The 25,311-nt window shown below is 42.2% G+C and carries 22 protein-coding genes and 2 tRNA genes; 5 read left to right on the top strand and 19 right to left on the bottom strand.

Annotation, left to right across the window (positions count from 1 at the left end; genetic code table 11):
• Together LA303_RS10740 and LA303_RS10735 are read right to left on the bottom strand one after the other, a co-directional pair.
• Window positions 1-249 carry a sulfurtransferase TusA family protein gene (locus LA303_RS10740; RefSeq protein WP_240525397.1) on the bottom strand — a complete coding sequence of 83 codons (249 nt, stop codon included), beginning with the start codon at window positions 247-249 and terminating at the stop codon, window positions 1-3.
• Window positions 250-267: 18 nt separating this feature from the next.
• The gene (locus tag LA303_RS10735) at window positions 268-687 is read right to left on the bottom strand and encodes a hypothetical protein (RefSeq protein ID WP_240525396.1); all 420 of its coding nucleotides are present in this window, start codon (window positions 685-687) and stop codon (window positions 268-270) included.
• Window positions 688-836: 149 nt separating this feature from the next.
• Here LA303_RS10735 and LA303_RS10730 point away from each other — a divergent pair, with 149 nt between their 5' ends.
• Window positions 837-1,517 (top strand): Crp/Fnr family transcriptional regulator, encoded by a 681-nt coding sequence (locus LA303_RS10730; protein ID WP_240525395.1) that lies wholly within the window; start codon window positions 837-839, stop codon window positions 1,515-1,517.
• On the opposite strand, the gene LA303_RS10725 is transcribed toward LA303_RS10730, so the two are convergent.
• Window positions 1,514-3,736: a patatin-like phospholipase family protein gene (locus tag LA303_RS10725; protein ID WP_240525394.1), complete on the bottom strand. Its 2,223-nt coding sequence runs from the start codon at window positions 3,734-3,736 to the stop codon at window positions 1,514-1,516. The genes LA303_RS10730 and LA303_RS10725 overlap by 4 nt on opposite strands.
• Before the next feature lie 214 nt (window positions 3,737-3,950).
• Between LA303_RS10725 and LA303_RS10720 the strand changes: the two genes are divergently transcribed.
• Window positions 3,951-5,162 (top strand): L-serine ammonia-lyase, encoded by a 1,212-nt coding sequence (locus LA303_RS10720; protein WP_240525393.1) that lies wholly within the window; start codon window positions 3,951-3,953, stop codon window positions 5,160-5,162.
• Between the two features lie 61 nt (window positions 5,163-5,223).
• Here LA303_RS10720 and LA303_RS10715 read toward each other — a convergent pair whose 3' ends face one another.
• The 4 genes from LA303_RS10715 to LA303_RS10695 form a co-directional block, all read right to left on the bottom strand.
• A complete protein-coding gene (locus LA303_RS10715; protein ID WP_240525392.1) occupies window positions 5,224-6,588 on the bottom strand; it encodes an FAD-dependent oxidoreductase in 1,365 nt (454 codons plus the stop codon).
• 249 nt (window positions 6,589-6,837) lie between these two features.
• Window positions 6,838-8,370, bottom strand: a complete 1,533-nt coding sequence (locus LA303_RS13500) for a PAS domain S-box protein (protein ID WP_262901492.1) — start codon at window positions 8,368-8,370, stop codon at window positions 6,838-6,840.
• A gap of 14 nt (window positions 8,371-8,384) precedes the next feature.
• On the bottom strand, window positions 8,385-10,049 hold the full coding sequence (locus tag LA303_RS10700) for a tetrathionate reductase family octaheme c-type cytochrome (RefSeq protein ID WP_240525391.1): 1,665 nt from the start codon (window positions 10,047-10,049) through the stop codon (window positions 8,385-8,387).
• A gap of 233 nt (window positions 10,050-10,282) precedes the next feature.
• Window positions 10,283-11,014 (bottom strand): hypothetical protein, encoded by a 732-nt coding sequence (locus LA303_RS10695; protein ID WP_240525390.1) that lies wholly within the window; start codon window positions 11,012-11,014, stop codon window positions 10,283-10,285.
• A gap of 182 nt (window positions 11,015-11,196) precedes the next feature.
• On the opposite strand from LA303_RS10695, the gene LA303_RS10690 reads away from it, so the two are divergent.
• From LA303_RS10690 to LA303_RS10680, 3 genes are all read left to right on the top strand, one after another.
• Window positions 11,197-13,896: a cytochrome b N-terminal domain-containing protein gene (locus LA303_RS10690; protein ID WP_240525389.1), complete on the top strand. Its 2,700-nt coding sequence runs from the start codon at window positions 11,197-11,199 to the stop codon at window positions 13,894-13,896.
• Window positions 13,897-14,123: 227 nt separating this feature from the next.
• Window positions 14,124-14,197 (top strand) — tRNA-Pro (locus LA303_RS10685).
• Between the two features lie 74 nt (window positions 14,198-14,271).
• Window positions 14,272-14,345 (top strand) — tRNA-Ala (locus tag LA303_RS10680).
• Between the two features lie 19 nt (window positions 14,346-14,364).
• Here the strand turns inward: LA303_RS10680 and LA303_RS10675 are convergent.
• The 12 genes from LA303_RS10675 to LA303_RS10620 form a co-directional block, all read right to left on the bottom strand.
• Window positions 14,365-14,772: a response regulator gene (locus tag LA303_RS10675; protein ID WP_240525388.1), complete on the bottom strand. Its 408-nt coding sequence runs from the start codon at window positions 14,770-14,772 to the stop codon at window positions 14,365-14,367.
• Between the two features lie 14 nt (window positions 14,773-14,786).
• Window positions 14,787-16,361 carry a response regulator gene (locus LA303_RS10670; protein ID WP_240525387.1) on the bottom strand — a complete coding sequence of 525 codons (1,575 nt, stop codon included), beginning with the start codon at window positions 16,359-16,361 and terminating at the stop codon, window positions 14,787-14,789.
• 121 nt (window positions 16,362-16,482) lie between these two features.
• Entirely contained in the window at window positions 16,483-17,562 is a 1,080-nt protein-coding gene (locus LA303_RS10665; RefSeq protein ID WP_240525386.1) for a protein-glutamate methylesterase/protein-glutamine glutaminase, read from the bottom strand.
• Window positions 17,559-18,038, bottom strand: a complete 480-nt coding sequence (locus LA303_RS10660) for a chemotaxis protein CheD (protein WP_240525385.1) — start codon at window positions 18,036-18,038, stop codon at window positions 17,559-17,561. Before LA303_RS10660 ends, LA303_RS10665 begins: the two co-directional genes overlap by 4 nt.
• 5 nt (window positions 18,039-18,043) lie before the next feature.
• Window positions 18,044-18,910 (bottom strand): sensor histidine kinase, encoded by an 867-nt coding sequence (locus tag LA303_RS10655; RefSeq protein ID WP_240525384.1) that lies wholly within the window; start codon window positions 18,908-18,910, stop codon window positions 18,044-18,046.
• Window positions 18,907-19,758 (bottom strand): CheR family methyltransferase, encoded by an 852-nt coding sequence (locus LA303_RS10650; protein WP_240525383.1) that lies wholly within the window; start codon window positions 19,756-19,758, stop codon window positions 18,907-18,909. The genes LA303_RS10655 and LA303_RS10650 overlap by 4 nt, the downstream gene beginning before the upstream one ends.
• Window positions 19,759-19,778: 20 nt before the next feature.
• On the bottom strand, window positions 19,779-21,458 hold the full coding sequence (locus LA303_RS10645) for a methyl-accepting chemotaxis protein (protein ID WP_240525382.1): 1,680 nt from the start codon (window positions 21,456-21,458) through the stop codon (window positions 19,779-19,781).
• A gap of 53 nt (window positions 21,459-21,511) precedes the next feature.
• Window positions 21,512-22,033, bottom strand: coding sequence for a chemotaxis protein CheW (locus tag LA303_RS10640; protein ID WP_240525381.1), 522 nt, complete (start codon window positions 22,031-22,033; stop codon window positions 21,512-21,514).
• Window positions 22,026-24,200 carry a chemotaxis protein CheA gene (locus LA303_RS10635; RefSeq protein WP_240525380.1) on the bottom strand — a complete coding sequence of 725 codons (2,175 nt, stop codon included), beginning with the start codon at window positions 24,198-24,200 and terminating at the stop codon, window positions 22,026-22,028. The genes LA303_RS10640 and LA303_RS10635 overlap by 8 nt, the downstream gene beginning before the upstream one ends.
• Window positions 24,200-24,568: a response regulator gene (locus LA303_RS10630; protein WP_240525379.1), complete on the bottom strand. Its 369-nt coding sequence runs from the start codon at window positions 24,566-24,568 to the stop codon at window positions 24,200-24,202. The genes LA303_RS10635 and LA303_RS10630 overlap by 1 nt, the downstream gene beginning before the upstream one ends.
• Before the next feature lie 10 nt (window positions 24,569-24,578).
• A complete protein-coding gene (locus LA303_RS10625; RefSeq protein ID WP_240525378.1) occupies window positions 24,579-24,884 on the bottom strand; it encodes an STAS domain-containing protein in 306 nt (101 codons plus the stop codon).
• A gap of 67 nt (window positions 24,885-24,951) precedes the next feature.
• Window positions 24,952-25,299 carry a hypothetical protein gene (locus LA303_RS10620; protein ID WP_240525377.1) on the bottom strand — a complete coding sequence of 116 codons (348 nt, stop codon included), beginning with the start codon at window positions 25,297-25,299 and terminating at the stop codon, window positions 24,952-24,954.
• Window positions 25,300-25,311 lie beyond the last annotated feature (12 nt).

Raw genomic sequence — 25,311 nt, 5'->3', positions numbered from 1 at the left:
TTATTTTCTTAACAAGATTCTGTAAAAGCCTGATTCTTCAATGGTTCCGAGATATTCGAATCCTTTTTTGTTGCACCATTTGGGGATGTCCCTTTTGGTTCCTTCGTCAGCAGAAAGTACTTCCATAACCTGACCTTTTTCAATTTGTCCGATGGCTTTTTTTGCTGCCAGCAGTGGGCCGGGGCAGGATGTTCCGCGTGCATCTACCGATTTGTCAATTTTAATGCTTTTTAATTCTTCTACATTCATGGTTTTATATTTTTGGGGTTAAATAAACAAGTTAACATCTGATTCTTCGGCGGCGGTGATGTATTCGCCAATGCCTACAATGTCGTCGGCGAGATCGATGAAATCATCTATTTTTTCACCGTGCCATACCTTGCCAGCAAAACCGCAAATGTGAATTTTTACATTGGTCATTTCTTTGGCTGTACGGAAAGCTTCCGTCCAGTGGGGAGCATTCAGCCGCTTGAGTGAAGCCAGAAATTCATCTTTTTTGTCCGTGATTTCCGCTACCCGGTCGTTGACTTGTGCATTTTCTTTTTTAAATGCAAAGGCTGCCTGAAGCAGAACGAAAATTTCCACATCCATATCTTCAGCAGCGGCTCCGCCAAGAATTACTCCTGCGGCAGTCAGTTTGTCCACACTTCCTGAGAAGAGTGCCAAGGTCATTTTTTTGTTTGCCATTTTTGTGTCCTCCTCTTTTTAATTAGTTATTTTTTTAACAATGCAAAATTACAGGGCGCAAGAGGGGGAAACAAGAAAACCCGCGTGATGTTGGTTGCAATAAATTGTGATTTATGTCACAATATGTCTTACATTTGTAAAAAAAATTTATGAAGTCAGTTAGTTGTTCGGTGTGCCTGCTGAAGTCGGAAGCCGTGAAGAATCTGGATATTCCCGAATTGAATATGTTAGGAAGCAGTTGTGTGGAAGCCGCTTTTAAAAAAGGAGAAACGATTTTCAAGCAAAATGCGCTCTCTTCCAATATCATATACTTACAAACGGGTTTGGTGAAATTGACCATGGAAGGGCCCCAACGAACGCAAATCCTGCGCCTGAAAAAAGCACCCTGCTATCTGGGGCTTCCTACCACTATGGGTGATAAGATCAACCATTACTCGGCAATAGCTTTAGAGCCGTCTTCGGCTTGTTTCATTGATATACACATCTTTAAAAAGTTGTTGAATGTTAATCCTGAATTCTCGTATGAGATTTTGATGGGGGTATGCAAAAATGAACTGGAGCAGTTTCATCGTTGTTTGCATTTGGTACAAAGTCAAATATATGGCCGGCTGGCGGGTACTTTACTCTATTTATCTGAGGAAATCTATAATTCGGATGAGTATGATTTGCCTCTGAGCCGGAATGATATGGCCGATTTGGTTTGTACTTCGCGTGAAACCATCAGCCGGCTTTTAAATACGCTATCCAAAGAAGGGATTATCACGGTTCACGGAAAGCATATTCGCATTCTGGACCGTTCGCGATTGCAGAAAATAAAAGAAAACGGTTAGAACCAAAAACCAATGTTGATAAAAGCTTGCAACCTTTTCCACTGGTTGGAGCTCATGATTGTTAATTCCAGCGGACCAATAAAACTATCATAACTGTAAGTTACTCCATAACCGATCATGAATGTTTCGGAGGTAAATAGGTCGTCGAGTGACATGGCATTGTTCCCCAGGTCACAACGGGCAATTATGTAATGTTTTTTGGCAAACTGATATTGCAGTTTGGCTTTGAATATAGCGGCATAAAGACCTCCTTGCTGGCTAAATTTTACCCCGGTAAAATCCTGATAGTTTTCAATGTAGTTGGAAGTGTTCAGCCCGCCGAAAGTAAAAAAGTTTTGTATCGGTGGTAGTTTATCGCCCCGTACTGTGGCTCCCAGAAAAATACCGGGCCGTAATGAAAATTTTTGTCCTATAGGAAGAGCCTGGTTGTATTTAAAATAGACAATTAATGCATTTCCAAAAACATCTTTTATCCAGCTGTTCGACAGCGGCATAACGTATTTCGCCATTAAGGTAGACTGGAATCCTCTTCGCGGATAAAGTTTGTTGTCGTAAGTATCAGAACGAAAAGAGAGGAAAAGATTTCCGTAACTGTTAAAGCTGGAAACCAAATCCGATTCGTAAGTAGTGTCGTATTGCATTCGGAAGCGGAAATATTCATATTGAAATCCTGCTCTGAAGTTGTAAATATTTTTTACCGTGGCATTCATAAAAACGGCACCCGAAAAGTTGGTGAAACTTACTTCATCGGTTTTTACATCGTTTTTATAGGTATCAAAATCAAATTCATAAAAATTTGTAGTAATTCCCAATCCGGGTGACCGGCCATTTTCGACCAGGAACAAGGTGCGCAATCGTGGATTGGGACCCAGTACAGCATCGGTATAAAGCTTAGTGCCGCGTACCAGATTCCGGAAAGTAGCCCCTACCAGAATGCTTCCTGAATAATCGTTGTCGTAATGTACCGAAGCGCGGATAGTTCCCAGACTTTTTTCTTTTAAATTCAGGATAAGCCTTACACTGTCATTGTCTCCCTGAAGTTCATAAAAAACATGGTCGAAATAATTGGTTCCGTAAGTGTAATTGATTCTGTCTTCTAATTTCTTTAAGCTGATTTTTTTATGAATAATATCTTTGAAATAATGTCCAACAAACTGGGGCTTTAACTGTTTTAATCCGTTAATCTGAATATCGTTGATGTAAATGGAATCCAGCGGACGGGCATCGCATTTGTTGGCCGGAATAAATTGAATTGCATTGAGCGAATCGGCCAGCCTTTTAAGCTGCTGATAATGTTGCCGGGCTACTCTTTCTCCAATGGCCATAATGGAATCGTATTTGGTGAAATCCATCATGCCATAGTTCATTTTGATATTGATTAAAAGATCGGTGTTTTTATAGGCTTGTTCGTTGGCTGCCACCCGGTTGAAAGAGATAACCTGATCAAGGATCTTGGTAAAAGTATCCAGTTTCTTGATGTCTTTGGTGAGTCCTTGTTGCACATTTCCTCCGATGATGAATTGTGCTCCGGCTTTTTTTACGTTAATCACCGGAAAATTATTGACTACGCCACCATCTACAAGATAATGTCCCTGATAATAGGTTGGGGTAAAATAGCCGGGAATAGACATGCTGGCCCTGACTGCCATGGGCAGATAACCCGACCGGAGCTCAATGGCTTTTCCGGTTAACAAATCGGTTCCCATACATAAAAACGGAATGGGGAGGTTATTAAAATCCCGGGTTTTATAAGCCACGTTAAGGGTGTGATTCAGCATCAGGTTCACATCCTGACCTTCGTAGAGGGCTTCTTTCAGAGCAACGGATTTTTTCTTTAGCGGTAAGCTGATAATGTAATTCTCTGCATATTCTTTGTCTTCAAAATTGATGTATCGCCGCTCAATTTTGTCTGTAAGCAGGGCGTCCCAGTCCTGTTCACGAATGATCTTTGCAATGGTGTCAGGAGCATAGCCTACGGCATATAAAGAGCCAATGATGCTTCCAATGCTGGTTCCGCCAATATAGTCAATATGAAGATTTACTTCCTGTAAAACCTTTAATAAACCAATGTATGCAAAACCTTTAGCCCCTCCGCCACTTAAAACCAATCCCACTTTAGGACGAACACGTTTTGTTGGAACGGAGTCCTTCACCTGACCGTATAAGTTACCGGTGATTACAATGGAAAGAATACCAAAAAGGAGTAAAATTTTTTTCATGTGCAGGGACTTTATTCTTTGATAATGTAACTTTGGTTTGCTGTTTTTTGTGAAGTTTTTAATTGTTTTTTAGTCAGGTTTTCCAAAAAAAGGTTGCCAGACGAACAAATTTATGCAAATATATCAATATTGTTAATATTAACGGAAAGGGTAATCCTGCTTTTGCATTTTCGTTACTTTTGGTTTCTGTAAAAAGCGATTTTAAGAGAAAACAATGGAATCAATTAAAGAAATATTCAGGATTGGCCGCGGGCCTTCCAGCAGCCACACCATGGGACCGGTGCGGGCTGCCAAAAGATACAGAAAACGGCATCCGGAAGCCCGTTCGTTCCGCGTAACGCTTTACGGTAGTCTGGCCTTGACCGGAAAAGGACATTTAACCGATGTTTCGGTCATGCGTGAATTGGAACCGGCTCATGTGGAGATTGTCTGGAAAAAGAACGAATCCAAACCGTTTCATCCCAATGCCTTGACCTTTGAAGTAGCCGATGCCGGTCAGCCTGCCGACCTTTGGCTGGTTTATAGCGTGGGGGGCGGTAAGATTGTGGATGAACAAACCAAAGACCAGCAGGCCGTACATGTTTATTCACAGGAGAATATGCAAGATGTACTGGATTATTATAAAAAAACCGGAAAAACTTTTTGGGAACTGGTTTTTGAAACGGAAGGAGATCCTATCCGCTCATATCTTGCACAGGTTTGGGAGGTGATGAAAAGTGCTATCGAAAAAGGATTGAAACACGAAGGATTATTGCCCGGCGGATTGAAATTGCAACGAAAAGCGGCATCATATTATGCTAAATCGTTGGGATTGAAAGATTATGCGCGTGTAACCAGCCGGATCTTTTCCTATGCACTTGCCGTGGCAGAAGAAAATGCTTCGGGCGGAGAGGTGGTTACGGCTCCGACTTGTGGTTCTGCCGGTATCTTGCCGGCTGTTTTAAAAATGAGTCAGGAACATTTTAAGATCAGTGACGAGAAAGTTATCCGGGCGTTAGCCACGGCCGGATTGATTGGAAATATCGTAAAACACAATGCTTCGATTTCAGGAGCTGAAGTAGGATGCCAGGGCGAAGTAGGGACGGCCTGTGCCATGGCTGCGGCTGCCGCTACGCAGATAGGCGGCGGAACTCCGGCACAAATTGAATATGCTGCCGAAATGGGACTGGAACATCACCTTGGTCTTACTTGTGATCCGGTAAATGGCCTGGTACAAATCCCTTGTATTGAGCGAAATGTGCATGCAGCAGTTCGTGCTTTTGATGCAGCCCGCTATTCTATTCTGTCTGATGGCAGGCATTTTATCAGTTTTGACACGGTTACCCGTGTGATGAAACAGACCGGAAAAGATTTGCCTAGTCTTTATAAAGAAACTTCGCTGGGCGGCCTGGCTGTTTTTGGAGATAAAGATTTTGTGGACAATTAATGTAAAATATCAGATTAAAAAAAAGGCCGTCAACTTCTTGACGGCCTTTGTATTTTTCCGGTTAATCTTCTCTTTTTCGTAACATCATAATGGCTTTTTCCGCCGCTTTAATAATTACCGGTTTGGTAGGTGCGCCGGTAAGTAATGGATGGGTGCCGATTTGGAATGAGATCAGTTCGTACACCGTGATGTACTTTTGAATGGCCAGGCTTAGTGTGTTGATGATCTCTGCGGCAGATGGTCCTCCCCAAACTTCTGCACCCAGAATGGCTCCGTCGCAGGGAGAAAAGTTCAATCGCACTGTGAGGGGGGATGCATCAGGTAAGGTTCCCGGGTGCCGGTCCACATCTGTGAATTCGGCCGTCAGAAAATCAACGTGGGCATCTTTGCCCGTGTTTTCATTGATCCCGGCGGAAGCCATGGTCAGTCCGTTAATTTTAGTGGAAAATACCGCAATGGTTCCTTTGAAATGTTTTCGGATACGGATCCCAAACAGGTTGTAGCCAAGTACCCGTGCTTCGGCAGTAGCGGTGGAAGCCAGCATGATATGGTCGCTGCGGCCTGTCAGAAATCCGATAGTCTGGGAGCAATCGCCGACGGCACAAACATCCTTTATGGAAGTTCTTTCGTAGCTGTCCACTTTAATGGCTCCCATGACGTTGAGCGGTAAGCCTACTTTAACGGCCAGGTCGGTGTTGGGTTTGTATCCAACAGAAAGGATAACCGCTTCTGCCGGAATTTCTTTCCCGTTACTCAGAATAACTTTTTCCACTTTACCGTTGCTTCCGGCAATTTCTTTTACCAACGATGCGGTGAGAACATTTACGCGGGTTTTCCGCAACTGTTCTGTGGCAATTTTGCTCAGTTTGACAGAAAATGCTTTGGAAAAACATTGCGATTCGCTTTCAATAAGGGTAATCTCCTTGTCGGGATATGCTGCCAGTTGTTCTGCCACCTCAGCTCCAATAAATCCTCCTCCGACAATTACAATTCTTTTTTTCTGTTGTAATTTTTCAAAAAGTTCGCTGATATACTGGTAGCTTTTTTTGACGTAAAAGACATTTTCCAGATCGTGTCCTTTGATAAAAGTGGCTTTTATCGGGATCGAGCCGGTGGCAAAAACCAGTTTGTCATATCCGTAGCGCGTTTCCGATTGGCCAACAACATATTTTTCTTTCAGGTTCACATCGGTTACGGCATCGACAATTACTTCACCGCCCAGATCGAGTAAGGGTTTTGGCCCCATGGCATCGGCCTCAACCGAGTTCAGTTTGTTAAAGATATAAGGAATTCCGCAGGGAACCAATCCCTTTTCTTCTTTGGTTAACATCAGGACTGATTTTTCCGGAAAATATTTTTTTACGGTTACTCCGGTTACAATTCCGGAAGGCCCGGCACCTATGATAATTACATCGTACTTTTTCATTTTGAACAGATTTAAATTGTTAAATAATTAACAATGCAAAAGTAATTAAAAATTATTCCCTTTTGCTTAAGAGTAATATTTTTTTAACAAAGTTTAATACCGGATTACTTTTTTGGCGTGGCAAAGAATTTTTACGGCTTATCCCTTTTTGTTTGGCTTACTGCCCGCAAACAGATTACAATGTGGTAAAATAAAAAAGGAGACCCGTTATGGATCTCCTTTTTTCAGAAATTATGTTTTATACAGGAATTAAACCTGTCCACTTGCTTTAAGTTCTTCTTCGGCAAGTTTTTTATCGGTTTTATCTACAATAAAGCCTTCCACGCCTACGATTTTACCATTTTCGTAAACCGGAGTCATGGTGATATGGTGATAGCCGATAGAACCATCTTTACAATACCGGCGGGTGATACCAAACGGAATGGTTTCCCCTTTGAGTACCCGTTCAAATGATTTTTTCAGGGCTTCAAAATCCTCTTTAGTCCGGCTCAGAGAATAATGTTTCCCGATAATTTCATCTTTTGAATCGTATTTATACAATTTGACATAAGTGTCATTTACATCCTGATAAAAACCGTCTTTGTCGATCCGGTAATAGCCTACTTCTTTTGACGATTTCATCATTTTGTAAAAGTCATCGTTTTTATCTCCGGAGGCGATTTTCTTTTCGAGGGCTTTTTCGGCTTCTACCTGAGCGGTAATATCCATAATAAAGCCTTCCACTCCGATAATATTTCCGTCTTTATCGTAATAAGGAGCTGCTGAAACGGTATGGTATCCGATAGAACCATCTTTACAAACACGTTCTACCCGTTCGCCGGTAATGGTTTCGCCGGATAGTACGCGGTTCACCAGTTTCATGATTTTCTCTTTTCCTTCCGGGGTTCTGTCTTTTGTTACATGTGAACCGATTACGCTGTTTTTATCTACACATTTGTACAGGTTCAGCCATACATCGTTTACTTCTTCGTAGTTTCCGTCTTTGTTAATACGGAAGTAACCCACATTCGATTTCAGCAGTTTTTCGCGTAACCGGGTTGATTCGGTATCGATTCCCAGTTTTTCCACTACATCTTCGAAAGCATGTTCAAACATTCCTTCTTTTTCAATAGAACCGCGTCCGCTAATTCCTTTACGGCTTTCGATCAGAGCTACTTTCAGATTTTCTTCCAGTGCAATTTCGGCGTCTTCATCCGACATTTCTTCCCAACCGGTGATCATCGCCTTGATAGCTGATAACGGCCGGTGACCTGTGGTGGTCAGATAAACATGGCCGATCACAAAACCGAGCAACAGAAAAGCTCCGGCAGTGTGCAGATAGGCAATGGGGCCTAAATCATGTATGGCGCCGTGGTTAACAATATAAACATAGTACATGTATAGCAAACCACTAAAAACGACAACCGGAATAATCAGAATGCGAAGCCCGAGATAAGTCAGACGTTGTAACGGATTAAATTTGTTGTATACTGTTTTTCGTGTGGGGTGAGGCGCATGCCGGAAAATACCGGTGATATAATATTCAATTTGCGCTTTCAACATTTTGGTAGAAGGAATATACTGCCGCCATTCGCCGGTGGTCAGATTCCAAAATTGGGTAAAGACAATCAGGATAATGAAAGCCCAGGCAAGGTTGCGGTGAAAAAGCACGGCTTGTTCGTATCCGAAGAGGTGATAAACACCATGAACTTCAAAACCTGTTAAAGCGAGCAACAAAATCAATGCAGCCTGTGTCCAGTGCCAAAACCGTTCGTATCGTTTATAAATTAATACCCTTTTCATAAGTCAAAGATTTTTTAATTATTTTTTTTGTTGCTAACAATCCTTAAGAAGCCGTGAACGCTTACGCCAATAAGTACCAGGATGATAAAGATCATACCAGCATGGTCGAGCAGTGAGTTATGATCTCTTCCCGGGAGATAAAAACCGGTCAGATTTTTCAGACGGCTGTCCTGCGCATTGTGGCAATCGGTGCACTGCAGGGCTTTGTCTTCCGGAGAAACTTCGTGGTTCAGAGGCCACATGGTTTCTGTTTTCAGGAATGAATAATGTCCGCTGTAAGGAAGTCCGATATATTTCATACCATGAGCGGCAGATTCGTTCCAGTTGAAATCGGCCCAAAGCGCTCCGCTTCCTTTAATACGGCTAGCCAGCATGGGTTGAATCAGAATATCGTTCACCGGATCAAACGGTTGTTTTCCGCGCATGATTTTTACCGGCCATATTTTTGAAGGATGTTTCGGGTCAGCCGGATTCACATTATCCTGATAAGATCCGAATAATGGGTTAAGAACCAATACTTTTGTAGTGTCTTTAATTTTGTCATGCAACAAGTGATGGTTAGCAGTTCCATTGAACCACACATATTCAGGTTTTACATCTTTTTTAAAGACAGCGGTTCCGTGACGGGAGTCGAACTGAATTTCCACGTGTTTGTAAACTCTTCCGTCATAAGTATAGGTGGTGTCTTTATGCAAGACTTTATCAAAAATCGGTTTTCCGTTTTTGTTCATTTTGGTTGCTGTTGACCAGTCCCAGATAATTTTGGTCGGAGCCATTTTGGCGTATTCAGGAATATGACAGGTCTGGCAAGCAACGGTTTTGAAGTGGTTATTTAACAGTTTGCTTTTGTGCGGATGAGAAGTGTGACATTCTACACAGGTAGCCCGGTTGTGTGCCGACGATGCTACCGTATATAAATGTCCGGTAATATTATGGTTTTCCGTTTTATGACAATCCTGGCAACGTAAATTTTCGGCATCTTTTCCTTTGGAGGCCATGTGTACATCTACATTACGGGTACAATGCAACAGCCCCATTTCCAAGTCGCCGTGTTTTACATTATTGCCACCACCACCAACAAAGTGACACTGACCACAATTGCGTTTGTGTGGCGGGCCTACATGTTGGGCTACGTAATTCAAATCTACTCCCAGTGCCGGCAAACCCGCTTTCGGATTATTGGCTCCTTTACAGGGATTGGATTTGTGGTAGGTTCCCGTGTTATCGTGACAAACCACACAGTCAATATTATTTTGGTTGTGGAAGTCGAAATTCTTGTTGGAATAACCGTAACCGGCATGACACATGGAACAGAGGTTCTCGTTAGAGTTGATGCCGATACAAAAATCGTTCATCAGGTTCCTTTTCCCCAGTTCAAAAACACCTCTTCCCGGAATGGTGTCCTTTTGCAACCAAAGCCAGTGCGGAGTTTTCATGAACTCTTTACCGCGTCCATTATGACAGCTTAAACAAGCTTTGGTCATGTCTTGCGGTGTTTTAAACTTTTGCTGCAATACAGCAAACTTCGAGTGGTCTACCGGAATCGAGTCGCGTTTGATCTCGATCTTCTTCTCGGAATAATAGTCCCTGTCCTTATCGCTGTTATAGGTAAAAACAATCCAAAAGATTACAATCCAGGGGACAATTATAATCAGGATAATTTCGAAAAACTTTTTCATAGGTTATTTCTTTTCTGGAATATGCTGCAAATCTATTAAACTTCTATCATAATGTTAGCCTAATCAATTATTTGTAATACATTTAAATAGGATTGATAATTCAATTTATTACGCATGCGTAATAAATTGTAAACCTGTTTTTTAACCGGTATGAAAAAGAACGGAAAAAATAATAAAAACCTGTTTTTTTAATTTATTCTCGCTCTAAATTTTTCTTTTTTTTCCGGAACAGGCTATAACAGGCGTTGAATTTCCTTATGCAGGAACTCTGCCAGTAGGGGGAGTCGTTCTTCGTTACATGCGTTGGAATAGATGGCTGCCAGGTTGTGGACTTTTTCTTTTGAATAAATGTAGATTAAGGCCATATGAAACATGTTGAGCTCGCAATTATTTCTAATGTCTTCACGCATGGTTTCAAAAACCGGATAATCAATTTGGGAAGGAATTTCCACAAAATGGATGTGTGCATCATTCATGTTCCGGTAAACGGCTTCTCCGGTTTTTTCCAGTTCTACATATTTTTTAAACATCACCAAACTGGTATAAGGCTTCATGTGTTTGTATCGGCGTTTGCAGTAAAATTCAACACCCATTTCTTCCAGTTCGTCAATAAAGGTCTTTAAATGGTCAATTTCATGAACGCGAACACGGATACAGGAATGGGGCTTGTTTTCAAAAATAATTTGTCCGGGCGACAAATGAAAATTGGTTTTGTGTTCTGACTGGAGTGCGTAAGCCTTCTGGATAATTTTGTCCTGGAAACAGGGAATGGTCTGTTTAACCACCAGATACAGGTGATGATCATTGGCTTTTTTCATCTCTTCGGGCAAAGCCCCGCCAAAAAAATATCCCTGTTCGGGATCTGATTCCAATACAACCAGGTCGTGGAGCGTATTTCCCGGAAAGGGGGCTACTTCCAACTTTTGCGTAAAACAGGCAAAGCCTGACAAATCTGGTTTTTTCATGTCGAAAATGTTTAACTGTTTTAAAACAGCCAAGTTACAATTTTGTTGGGATGAAATAAAGTGAATTGGGTATAAATTACAGGAGGATATTTTGGCAGGGAAGAAAAAGTTTGGTGTTGGAAGGGATTTTCTGTAGCCAGGGATCTTCTCATTTTTGTATTTTCGCTTCAAATCTTTTCCCATTGTCAAAAAAAGAATCAACATCCGGCCGATTGGCATTGGCACTGTTTTTTTATGTGCTGTTTTCGGGTATTTTACTCTCTCTTTTTTATCAGGTGCAACATCCGTATTTGTCGGTAAGCCGGATGTTGGTGGTTAACCCTTGGGAAGCCATTGTCCGGAATTTTCATTTCTGGGGTGCCCAGTTTTTTTTCGTTTTTAGTTTTCTCCATTTGTATAACTATTATCGTCAACCGTTTCCCGAAAAATTAAAATCAAAAGCGGTATGGGTTTTTGTTTTGGGCGTCTTATTCCTTTTTATGGCCATGCTTACCGGCTTTTTCCTGAAAGGCGACGCTGACAGTGTACGGACGCGACAAATTTTTGGAAGTCTGATAGAAGCTATTCCTTTTGCCGGAAAATATTTACGGCTTTTGTTGATGGGGGCAAAGGGAACTTCTTTGTTGATTTATTTCCATCATATTATCACTTTTGGCGTGTTGTTATTGGTTATTCTGGTAAAAACCAACCGGCGAATTTGGCCAAAGGCTTCTGATTTTGTTTTACTGTTTTTTTCGTTGTTGTTTTTGAGCATGATTTTTTCTGCTCCGTTGCATGATGGTTTAAATCCGACGGTAAAGGGCCCCTGGTATTTTGTGGGTCTTCAGGAGCTGTTACATTTTTTACGCTATCCCGCGATTGTTTTAATCGGATTGTTATTGTTTGTTGTATTGCTTTTTTATGCCCGTTTGGGAAAAGTGAAAATGGCTTTTTACAGCAAAAGGTTGCTGTTTCTTTTTTCGGTAATATATTTTTTACTGACGTTGTCCGGATTATTCTTCAAAGGAAGTGATGACCAGTGGATTTTTCCGGGGCAGAAGAATTACCGTTATCAGGTATTGCAGCATTTCCGGACAGAGCGTGTAAACCTTTATATGCATTTTCCCAGATCCCGGGCGGATAGTGCCCCGCTGATTTTTGGGAGAAAAGAGAGTTGCGTGGTTTGCCACCGGCAGGTTCACGGGTTTGTGGCTTCGCATGATCCGAAAGTTATCGGTTGTTATTCTTGTCATGGAGGAAATCCGTTTGCTACCGATGAAAAACAAGCGCACAAAAATATGATGCTTATTCCCGGAAATTTGGACCGTGTGGAGCAAAGTTGCGGAACGGCCGCCTGCCATCCGCAAATTACCCAACGCATAGGTACCGGACTGATGGCTACGCTGAACGGAATGATTAATGTGGACCGGTATGCTTTTGGAGAACAGTCATCTCCCGACGGGTTAACGGATGTGCATCATTTGGGGAATTCGGCTGCCGATGAACATTTGCGAAATTTGTGTGTCCGGTGTCATTTGGGGAATCCTAAAATACATCCGGGACCTGTTACGGAACAAAGTCGGGGTGGCGGGTGTCTTGCTTGTCATTTAAATTATCATCCACAAAGCGAAAAAGGAAATCACGATAGTATTGATTATTCTGAATTGGCATTACAACAGCATCCTTCGTTGGATTTGAATATCAGTAACCGGCATTGTTTTGGCTGTCATAGCCGGTCGGGACGAATTTCTACCAGTTATGAGGGATGGCATGAAACGCCTTTGGCTCCTGCGCAAATACCGGATACGGGGCATTACCGGTTGATAGATAGTGTTCGTGTATTTCGGAAAGAACCGGATGATGTGCATCACCGGTTAGGATTGTCGTGTATTGACTGTCATCATTCCTATACTTTGATGGGAGACGGAAAACATTATTTGCATGAGGAAGATCAGGAAGATGTGCAATGTGAAGATTGTCATTTTACGGATAAACCACTGATAACCAATGCTAAAAAAATGGATTCCGAATCGGCCAAAGTGGCGGCTTTACGTTATGGTAAAATTGCCGGACATGATTACCTTTTGACGCGAAAACATCACCATGTTCTTGTGAACAGTGTTGTGCAGGGAGATACGGCCTGGCTAATCACCAAAAATAGCGGGAAAACATATCGTTTGCAAAAGCCGGCAGCTGTTTGTACGGCACCGGTACATGCTGATGTGAGCTGTTCGGCTTGTCATAGTGCCTGGGCGCCTTCCTGTATTGGTTGTCATAACGAATATGACCCGCAAGAAAGAGGATATAACATGGTGTTGAACCGCGAGAAAAAAGGCAGTTGGGTAGAGTATACCGGGCAATATCTGGCGCAGCTGCCGGCTTTGGGGATACGGGAAAAGGACAAAAAACGGGAATTTGTTCCGGTAATTCCGGGGATGATTATGACCATTGACCGGGAAAGTTATACGCACCGCCGGCACGACTCGTTACTTTTTAGACGGTTATTTGCTCCTGCAGCACCGCATACGACTTCGGCAAAAGGTCGTTCCTGCAAAACTTGTCATAACAATCCGGTTGCGTTGGGTTTTGGAAAAGGAAAACTGACTTACCGGATTGTTCAGCATCATGGTATATGGGAATTTAATTCAACATATCAAGATAATCCACATGATGGCTTGCCTGAAGATGCATGGACCGGTTTTTTGAAAAACCGGACAGGAATGGTTTCCACACGCAAAAATGTGTTTCCTTTAAATGTGGCTGAACAGAAAAAAATGTTGACCGTGGGGGCTTGTCTGACCTGCCATTCCGAAAATTCGGCTGTGATGCAGAAAAGTCTGTTTGATTTTCAATCGGTTTTACAGCACAGAAGCAAAAAGTGTGTGTTGCCGGTATGGAAATAATTTTTCTAATCATGGCAGCGGAAAAAGAAAAAAACGTTCATAAACAAATCGGGGTGTGGTGCAGTTGGCTAGCATGTCCCGACAAAGGGTTGTCGGGATGGTCGTCGGTTCGACTGTCACAATTTTCTCCGGAAAAAGAGAAAAAAAGAAGCATAAATATTCGCTTGACAAATTAAAAAATTATTACTTTTGCAGCCACTTCGGCAGCGAAGTTGTTCATAACAAATCGGGGTGTGGTGCAGTTGGCTAGCATGCTTGCATGGGGTGCAAGTGGTCGCAGGTTCGAGTCCTGCCACTCCGACAAAGAAAAGGGGGTAATTTGTTGAAATGCAAGTTATCCCTTTTTTAGTATCAGTATGAAATAAAATAAAAAAAGGGGCATTAGCTCAGTTGGTCAGAGCGCTTGGTTCGCAATCAAGAGGTCATCGGTTCGACTCCGATATGCTCCACACCGAAAAATCTCCTGGCTTATTCTGAAGGGGTTTCTTTTTCTTCGCGGTTGCTCAGAAATTTTCCTACGGTTTCAATCAGGTGGTTGAGTTTAATGGGTTTAGCGATGAAATCGTTGGCTCCCAGCTTAAAACTCATCTCTTCTTCACCGGAAAGAATATAAGCGGTTTGCACTACGATGGGGATTTTTTTATCCCTTTCGCGTATGTATTTTAAAACATCAAAACCACTGGTGGTAAGCAGATTTAAATCGAGCAAAACCAGGTCTATTTTTTCTTTGTTGAAAATATCGATAGCTTCATCGGCATCTTCAGCCCAAAACAGGTTGGCATTGGTACGGCTCAGTGCCGCATCAAAAAAACGACTGCTAGTGATAGTATCTTCTACGATGAGAATATTCTTGTGATTAAAGTCAAATTGTTTCATACGGCTAACTCCTGTTATACAGCAAACTGCGTGAAAATTTCAATTAATTCTTTTTGTTTAAAGGGTTTTGCTACATAACCGTCCATACCTGCCTCAAGATACTTTTTTCTTTCGTCTTCGGAGGTATTTGCTGTCATTGCAATGATAGGTATTTTTTTTATACGATTTTCCTTTTTTTCAATCTCTCGTATTTTTTTGCAGGCTTCCACACCATCCATTTCCGGCATATGAACATCCATGAAAATGATGTCGTAATTTCCGTTCTTAAACATCTCTACGGCCTCTTTTCCGTTATTGGCAACATCCACATCATGTCCAAGATTATTCAGGTTGAGTGTGGCTACCTTTTGATTGATTTTGTTGTCTTCAGCCAGTAGAATATGAAGCTTAAGCTGAATCCGTTTTTTGGTGAGGTCGGATTGTTGTTCCGTTTCATTTTGTTTTTTATAACTTTCTTCATCCGAAACATCCAGATAAACATAAAACCAGAAAGTAGAGCCAACGCCTTCAACGCTTTCCACGCCAATTTCACCTCCCATCATGTGCGTCAGGTTTTTACTGATCATCAGTCCCAGACCGGTGCCGCCATATTTTCGGGTAGTCGATTTATCCACTTGCGAGAAGGATTGAAATAATTTTTTTTGTCCTTCGGGAGAAATGCCAATACCGGTATCCATCACCTTGAAAAGAAGCTGTACTTTTCCGTCTTCCACGCCTTTTTTTTCTACAGAAACGGTAACACTTCCTTTGTCTGTAAATTTAATGGCATTGTTTACCAGATTGATAATGATTTGTTTTAATCGTACCGGATCGCCACTTACATAAGGAGGAACCCCATCGGCAATTTTAAGTACCAGCGGAAGTTTTTTCTTGTCGGCAATTACCTGCAGGATATTCATAACGCGGGTAAGCTCTTCCTTTAGTGAGAAAGGAATGTTTTCCAGTTCCATGTGCCCCGCCTCAATTTTTGATAGATCAAGAATATCGTTGATAATGGTCAGAAGGTTTTCTCCGGACGATTCGATGATACTCAGGTATTCGCGCTGGGCATCAGTGAGCGGGGTCCTTTTTAGAATGTCAACCATTCCGATGATCCCGTTCATGGGCGTACGCAACTCATGCGACATATTGGCCAGGAATATGGCTTTGGCTTCTGCTGCCGATTCAGCAGCCCTTTTGGCTTTGATAAGCTCCTCAGTAGTGTGTTTCAGTGAAATATGCAGGTTTACCCGTGCGGTAAGTTCTTCTTTCGAAAAAGGTTTTGAAATATAATCTACAGCCCCAAACTGAAAGGCTTTTTGAATATTTTTCGGATCGTTGAGTGCAGTAAGAAAAATTATGGGAATATCTTTGGTAGTGGGATACGATTTCAGTATTTTACAGACTTCATAACCGTCCATTCCTGGCATCATGATGTCAAGCAAAATCAGGTCGAAATTGTTCGTTTTAGCTTTTCGAATGGCTGAAACCCCATCCGTGACGGTTACCAGTGAATATTTTCCATCTTTCCCCAAAACCGATTTAATCAGTTCCAGATTAATAGCCATATCATCCACTACCAGAATTTTGTCTTTTTTGTCGACTTTCATGGGTTTTAAAGTTTTGTTTTTGTTACAAATGAAAAAAAATATTTTTTCATTTAGTTATGACTTTTGCTAACGCATTATTTTTTACGGTTAGTTGAGATTATTAAAATGAGTGGCGTTTTTTTCATGGTGTATAGTGGTTTAAAAATTTTAATATTTCATTGAGCGATAGAATGTATTGAGCGGCACCCAGTTGAATGGCTGCCCGGGGCATGCCGAAAACCACAGAACTCTTTTCGTCCTGGGCAATCGTTATGGCGCCGGCTTCTTTCATTTCCAACAAACCTTTGGCGCCGTCGTTTCCCATCCCGGTGAGTAAAATTCCTAATGCCTGAGGGCCGGCTTGCCGCGCAGCCGAGCGGAATAATACATCGACCGAGGGTTTATGCCGGTTGACCAGTGGCCCGTCTTTTATCCGGACTTTATAAGTGTTTTGCTCTTTCTCCAGAAGAATATGATAAAAACCGTTGCCAATATAAACAGTATTGTTGTGGACGATTTCTCCGTCTTCCGCTTCCTGAATGTGTAATTTTGAGATGGTATTGAGCCGTTCGGCAAAAGCCCTGGTAAATTCGCCCGGCATGTGTTGTGTAATCAGCATTCCGGGAAGGTCTGTTTTTATGTTTCGCATCAAAAATTCAATGGCTTGCGTTCCGCCGGTCGATGCCCCAAGGACAATAACTTTTCGGCTGGGAAGTAAGGTGGCCTTTTGATGCTTTTCCAGTTCTGTGATTTCGTTTTCTGCGAAAATGGAAACATCGTGTATTCTTCTCCTGAGCAAAGGTAAACCGGTAACAGATGCTGCAGCTCCTTTCAGGGCTTCTAAAAAACGGATCTTTGTTTCTTGGAATTCAGGAGAAAGAATGGATTTGGGTTTTTGTAAAACAGCTACTGCTCCGTATTCCAGTGCTTTTACTGCATTACGGGAGTTTTTTGGAGCCACGCCCGAAAAAATAACCACCGGAATAGGATGTTGTGTCATGATCTTTCGCAGAAACGTGAGTCCGTCCATCCGGGGCATTTCAATATCTAACAGGATAACATCGGGCTTCTCTCTTTTCATGATCTCAACCGCTTCATACGGATTGGCTGCCACCCCCATTACGGTAAGCTCTTTGTCTTCGTTAATGATATGGGAGACTACTTTTGTGACCATAGCCGAGTCATCCACCAGCAATACTTTTATGGGTTTACCTGAAATCATGATTTTTTGTCTCCGCGTTTTTCAATGTATTTTTGTCTGACTTCACCTGTAAAAGTATTAAAAATTATTTTTCGTGCTTTTTCTCCTTTAATGCTGGAAGCCACCACCTCGATATTTAACATTTTCAGTTCGGAAAGTGCTACGTCGGCATTGCGGCTGCCCACATTAAATAATTCGGAGCTGACATCCAGTACCGCAGCTCCGCCGAAAACTTTGGCAATCAAATCTTTTTTATCGCTTCCGAGAAATTCCATTTTTTGTACCAGTTGCCGGATGGCAATATTTCCAAATTTCGGGGAAGCCAGTCCTTTTCCGTTCCACAACGGAAGCATAAAATGGTTCATCCCGCCAAAACGCTGACGGGTATCGTAAAGACATACTGCCACGCAGGATCCGAGAAGTGTCGTGATATGGTACATCTCTCTGCTGGCAAAAATATTTGCCGGATAAAGGTAGTATGTTTTAAACGGTTGCATTTGAATTAGAAACTTTCTTCTTCGCTGTTTTCTTCGTCATCATCATCAAAAAAAAGTACATCGTCCGACGGTATGTCGTCGATACTCATTGCAGGCAGGGTTACTTTAATGGTTGTGCCTGCTCCGGGAGCTGTTTCTATTTCAATATTTCCATTGAGCAAAAACAGCAGACCTTCCACTACAGCCAGTCCCAGTCCGCTGCCGGGACTTACCGATTGTATTCGCGGATTGGCCCGGTGAAAACGGTCGAAAATCCGGCTTTTTTCTTCTTTCGTCATGCCGATCCCTTCATCTTTTACTTCAATAATCAATTCCTGATCCGTGCAGTCGGTGGAAAGCGTTACTGTTTTCCCGTTTTCTGAAAAGTGAATGGCATTACTGAGAAGATTGAGCAAAATCAGGTCCAGTTTGTTTTTATCCGTAACGAAATCCGGACAATCCGGATTGGTGTTTACTACGATGCGGATTTCTTTTTTGTCGGCTTCCTGCCGGATTTTTTTTATGGTTTCCTGCAATACTTCTTCCATGATGATTTTGGAAGGCTCGGGGATTTCTTCGCCGGCTTCGAGACGGGCTGCCACAAAAATATTACGCAGTTGGAAGTCAAGTGAAGATGCTTCTGCGTGAATTAGTGCGGCCACTTCTGCCGCTTCAGGACAGCTGTTCTTGTACAGCGTCATAATTTGTTGCGAAAGCCCGATGACCGAAGCAAACGGATTGACGATTTCGTTGGTTACATTGGAAAGAAAATGGCTTTTGAAAGCTTCTGATTCCACCAGTTTTTTGTTGAGTTCTTCAACTTCAGCAAGTAACCGGCGATTTTCTTCCTGTAGGTTTTTTATTTCTTTGTTCGGCTTGTCTGTATGCTTCATGATTTCTTAATTTTTTGATAAACAGTAGGCTGAATGACTTTTACACCGGGTGGAAGTTGGTGTAAAAGCGATTCGGAATGCCCGACAATGAGATATCCGCCCGGTTTCAGGTGCTTTAATAAGCGGGTTACCACCTTGTTCTGGGTTTCACGATCGAAATAAATCAATGTGTTCCGACAAAAAACAAACTGAAAATCATAGGGCAACGTTTCTATATTTCCGGTAAGGTTTTCCCATAAAAAGCGGGTGTGTGCCCGGAGTTCAGGGACAATCCGGATAGTGGGATTCTCTTTGTTTTTGCTCCGTAGCAAATATTTTTTACGGTAAGCAAAAGGAATCGATTCCACTTCTTTGTAAGGATAAATGGCCTGAATGGCTTTGTGGAGAATTCGTTTTGAAATATCGTTTCCGTAAATAAAAAAATCCGGTATATGTCCTGCTTCTTTTTCTTCGGCCAGCACCATGGCAAGGCTGTAAACCTCTTCTCCGCTGCTACAGCCGGCACTCCATACGCGGATATTTTCTCCGTAAAAATCGGGGAGCAGCTTTTGCTGTAACAGGGTGAAGTGTTCTTTTTCGCGAAAAAATTCTGTTTTGTTGGTCGAAACCACATTCATCATCTCGAACACCTCTTCACTTTCCGTTCCCTGGTTTAAAACATAATCAACATACTGGCCGTATGAAGAGAATCCCAGCTCACGAAGTCGGGGAATAAGACGGTTTTGTAACAGGTAATGTTTTTTGTCCGGAAGAAAAATACCGAAATTCTCATAGATGAACTGGCTGAGCCGTGAAAAATCACGTTGGCTCAGCTTCCCAAATTCGGTTTTAAAACGGGTTTCATCCATGATGAAAAGGCTTTTTCTGATTAAAAACGTTCGTATTCCTCGTCCAGATCATCCGGTTTCCCCAGGTCGATGTCCACACCTTTGCTGCTGCTTTTACTTTTTTTACCGGTAGTTACGGTTTGCGGAAGCTTTTTCTTTGGCTTGATTGGACTTTGAGATGCCGCATTCTGGGTGGCTGCCTGACTTTTTTCGTCCAGTTTAAAGAAGGATTGGGCTTCGATAAGCCGGTCAGCTTGGGCCGATAGTTCTTCGGCACTGGTAGCAATTTCTTCAGAAGCTGCCGCATTTTGCTGGGTGACTTCATTTAGCTGCTGGATGGCAGTATTAATTTGATCGGCTCCCATTTTCTGTTCAATGCTGGCCTGGGAGATGCTTTTCACCATTTCGGCAGTACGGTTTACTTCCGGAGCAACTTCCACCATCATTTCTCCGGCTTTGGCAATAACTTCCACGCTGGAATGGATCAGGTTTTCAATTTCGATTGCTGCTTTTTTACTGCGTTCGGCCAGTTTTCCTACTTCTACGGCTACAACACCAAAGCCTCTTCCGTGTTCACCGGCCCGTGCTGCTTCAACAGCGGCATTCAGTGCCAGAATATTGGTTTGGAAAGCAATTTCGTTGATAATGCCTACTTTTTCGGCAATAGCCGTCATTTTTTCCTGGCTTTCGCGGGCTTCGGCAACCATGAGGTCTGTCGTTTCTGCCAGCTTATTGGCAATGCCTTCGGCAATTTTGGCATTATCAGAGACCTGATGGATGTTAGACGCCAGCTGCTCAATTGATGAGGAAACTTCTTCAACTGATGATGCCTGTTCTGAAGCGCCCTGGGCAATACTTTGCGAAGAAGCACTTAAATCGTGGCTGGCAATAGAGAGATTTCCGGCAGCCGTATTGACCTCGATGGTTATTTTCCGTAGGCTGTCTCGTAATTTTCTGACATTGTGCAGAATCCATCCCATTTCATCCCGCGAAATATCGGGAATGTCCTCATTCAGATTCCCTTTGGAAAGACTGGTGAGATACCGGATGACCAACAGGTATTTTTGAGAGATGTCTTTGATGAAAAGTACCGGAAAAATGAAAATGATCAAAAGCCCGATAATAAGAATCGTAATGTTAAGCCTTGATTTATGAGAAAGTGATTTTTGAATTTGCTGAATGGTTTGTTTGTCATCCCGGACTTGTTCTTGCGAAAATTTTTCTGAATTGACGGCGAATTGTTCTAGATGTTTGTTTAGTGAATCGTAAAGGGCATTCCATTGGTTCAGTTCATCCCGGGTAGCCTGAGCTCCGTTAAAATGAAACTGAAGAATCTTTTCCACGCTTTGAAAAATTTTGTCCAGCGAAGCGGTCATGGCCGAAAGATAAATCCGTTTGCTTTCAGAATTGTTAGTTAAATTTAAAACTTCTGCCAGCTTCACGCGCAAACCTTTCATGGCAGAACGAATTCCGAAAATGGTATTGGGATCGGTTTTGCCGGTGGTCCGCAATTTTTGTATCGGAACCTGAACTTTTGTCATCAAAGTATTGTTAATGACTGTAATCTGGTCTTCGATTTTAATGCTGTTCTGATACAGATTGCCAATAATTTGATTACTGGTCCGCAGTGAACTTTGCATGACGACTCCCAAAATAATAAAGATGATCAGGATTAAAACGAGGAGGCTTATCATTTTTGCCCGGAAACTTATACTTTTCATGGCCATGGGTTTTAGTAAATAATATTTCTTTTTCTTGTATTTGTTCTATTTTTTTACCGGTTGTCGGCAGCCGATTTTCCGGTATTGATTTCGTTTTCTATACTTAGTTCAGCTTCTTTTTCAAATAGTTTTTCAGGATTCAGAATCAAAATGAATTTTCCGTTTAGCTGAATTACCCCGTCAATGTAATCTACATTGAATTTATTCCCGGTAGCCGGATAGGGTTTGATTTCGCTGTCGGCCACTTCGATCACATTATTCGAATCGTCTACCAAAAACCCCAGATGGGTATTTTTGCCGTTTACCCGGATATTTAAAACCAGGATAAGGGGTTTGTCATTTTTTTTTGAAGGTTTAAAATTGAATTTCTTGTACGAGTCTACTACCGGCAACACGCTTCCGTTGAAGTTGGTTACGCCCAGCAAAAAACCGGGGCTTTGCGGAATTTTGGTAAAAGTTGTAGCCGGCAGTACACGAATAACATACTTTACGTTGATAACAAATACCTCGTTGCCAAGATAAAACAAAATATAATGTTGTTTTTTGGATTTGGTGTTCGCTTCCGACTTACTCATGGTTCAAGAATTTGTAGATTAATTTGTTGATATCCATTACCAGCGCAATATTCCCGTCGCCAAGAATAGATGCACCGGAAAAGATCTCCTGTTTTTGCGCAATGCGGCTGAGCGGTTTGATTACGGCCTGGTATTTCCCCACAATACTGTTAATGACCAGTGCGGTTTCCATCTTGCCATAATTGACCACCACAAGATACATCTCTTTTTCGTTGGTGTCTTTTTCATCAAATTCCTTCACTAAATCAATAAATGGAATTTGTTTATTGTCTTTGCCAATAACCTGGTTAATGGTATTTTTGAGTTCTTCCCGGGTAACCGGATAAATATGTTTTACATGACTTACCGGAATGATGTACCGGTTTTTTCCGACATAAACCAATAGCCCGTCGATAATGGAGAGGGTTAACGGCAAGGAAAGAATAATGGTTGTTCCTTTCCCTTTTTCCGTATCCACTTCGATGCTGCCGCGAAGTTCTTCAATATTTTTTTTCACCACATCCATTCCGACACCACGGCCTGACACCCGGCTTACTTTTTCAGAAGTGGTAAATCCCGGTAAAAATATCAGCTGCAGGATCTCTTTTTTAGAATATTCGGCATCAGGAGAAATGAGCCCTTTTTGTAATGCGGTTTCCCGTAATTGTTTTTCGTCCATGCCGCGACCGTCATCCGAGATTTTGATAATTACGTGAGCTCCGGAATAGGAGGTGTTAATGTGGATGAGTCCTTTGGGATCTTTTCCGGCTTTAATACGTTCATCAGGCGGCTCAATGCCATGATCGATACTGTTTCGCAGGATGTGCATGAGCGGATCGTAGAGTTTCTCGATCATCGACTTGTCTAGTTCGGTTTCTGTTCCGGTAGTTTTCAAAATAATTTCTTTGTTGAGGCGGGAAGAGAGGTCGCGTACCAGCCTTTTAAACCGGATAAGAATGGTGTAAATAGGGATGAGCCGCATGTCGAGAGCGTTTTCGCGTAACTGCCGGGCCAATTTTTCATAAGCCTCTGTAATGCTCTCTAGTTCCGGGTCTTCGTGGTTCTGACTGTAATGCAGTAATCTTGCCTGTGTGGTCACGACCTCGCTGATAATGTCGAGGAGTTCATCAAGTTTGGCAGAAGAAACCCGGACGGTTTCGTGTAAAACCGATGCTTCTTCTTTTGCACCGGTTTTTTCTTCTTTTTTATGTTGATCGGATGGATGTTGATCGGCTTCAATCGGGTTTTCGGTTTCTTGTTGGTCGTTGCTTTTTTCCGGGGCCGGTACGGGTTCTTTAGCTGGTTTTTGTGAGGTGTGTTCCGGTACCGGTTCAGAAGGCGTCTGTTCTTTTTCCTGTTTTTTCAAAGAGAGCTTTTCTGCCCATGTTTTGAGTTTTTCATCCGTAATTGACTCATGAAAAGCCAGTTTGTCCATTTCTTCTACTGCGTCAGGGTAACTAAGCAGGTCGCCGTCAGCTACTTTTTTTATCTCGATCTGGCTTTCATCTTCCACGAAAATGAAAACATCTTTGATGAAATTTTCAGATTTATCGGTTGCCAGCAACAAATCCCACCAAACGTAAACATTTTCAACCGGCAGGTGAGGAAAAGGCGGAATTTTATCGGTATGCAGAAATGACTTCAGTTTTCCTGTTTCTGATAATTCATCCAATAAATATAACGGACGTGTACCGTTTTGCAGAATCTGGGTGTGGGGTATAAAGCGGATATGCCAGGTTGCAGAGGGTTTTTCTTTTGATTTCTTGATCTTTTGATGATGCGGCGGTTTACTTTGCTGTTGTTCATGTGGTGTGCCGGGGTCAGAAAAACGATGAATAAGTTCGCCAAGGAAAGCTTTTTTTTGTTGTTGTGTTTCCGGTGAATCGGGTTTTTCCAGTAGTAACCGGATAACATCAATACTTCGAAAGGTAAAGTCGATCAGGTCTTTATCGACTTTGTATTTGCCGGAACGAACCATGTCGTACAGGCTTTCCATTTCGTGGGTGAAAGTACTTAGTTCGTCAAAGCCAAACATGGCGCCGGTTCCTTTTAACGAATGCATGACACGAAAAACCGTATTGATTTGTTCTTCGTCTGCCGGATGACTTTCCAGTTTCAGAAGAGCTTCTTCCAGGTTTTCCAGTAGCTCATAAGCTTCGTTTACAAAACTGGCTGACAACTCATCCATTACCTGATCACTTTTTTTATGATTTGCAATAATTTTTCATCGTTGAAGGGCTTGGTAATCCAACCGGTGGCCCCGGCGGCCTTTGCTTCTTGTTTGATCTCTGTTTTTGTTTCGGTGGTTAAAAACAAAATAGGAACAAACCGGTATTCATTCTTTTTTCTGAGTTCTTTAATAAGTTCCAGTCCATTCATGCGGGGCATGTGCAGGTCGGTAATAATAAGGTCGTATGGAATACCATTTAACTGCTCCAGCGCATCCTGTCCGTCTGTGCCAAGGGTTACGGCATAGCCGGCATTCTCAAGAATCATCTTTACCAGCGCACGAATGCTGGCCGAATCATCCACAAAAAGTATTTTTTTCTTTTGCATGTGTTGCCTCTTAAATTTTTTCAAAGGCTTGTTGAAACCCCGATTCTTCAAAAATCCGTTCCATTTCTTCCTCGAACTGAAAATCAAAAATAAGTTTTTTTCCGGAATTTTTCATTTCTCTGGCAAAAGAGAACAAAAGTTGCAAAAAACTCAGATCCATATTTTTCACCTCTTTTGTCAAAATGGAAATAGTGGGCGCTTCCCATGCGAATTTACGGAGTTGTTCATGCATTTCGGAGGCTTTTGCCACGCTCAGGTCGTCCGAAAAAACAATTTGGATGGTGTTTTTATCTTCAGAAGTATTGATTTCTACCATGTTTAAAAATTTTGATAATATAATTTTACGACATCAATACCGGAAAGTTGCACAAAAGTTATTGAAATTATCGGGGAAGCCGTGCAATGTATTTCTTGTCGTATACAGCGTAACCGGTTTTTTTGTCGAAAATAGCCAGCCGGTGCCGACCTTTGGCTCTGGCAATAAAAGTTTTTTCAAAAACAGCAGTGACTTCGCATTCGGTACCGTTGACAATTACACAGTCACCGGGTTCTAGATGCTGTAATCCTTCACGCTGTTTCCGGAGCCTTTTTTTTATCTCGTTGTATTCCCGGTTAATTTCGCGCATAATTTCCTCATTGCCACCCCGGTCGGGATGATACAAAACTGCCAGGCGCTTATAATTCAATCGTGCCTGCACTTCCGTTTCAATGTCGTCAGGAAAAAATCGCATAAATCATTTTGT

Origin of the sequence: Candidatus Sulfidibacterium hydrothermale (assembly GCF_020149915.1) — a bacterium.
In the GTDB taxonomy this organism is placed as follows: Bacteria; Bacteroidota; Bacteroidia; order Bacteroidales; family F082; genus Sulfidibacterium; species Sulfidibacterium hydrothermale.
The sequence above is the reverse complement of the archived record's forward strand: the minus strand, read 5'-3'. Positions and strand labels throughout refer to the sequence as shown.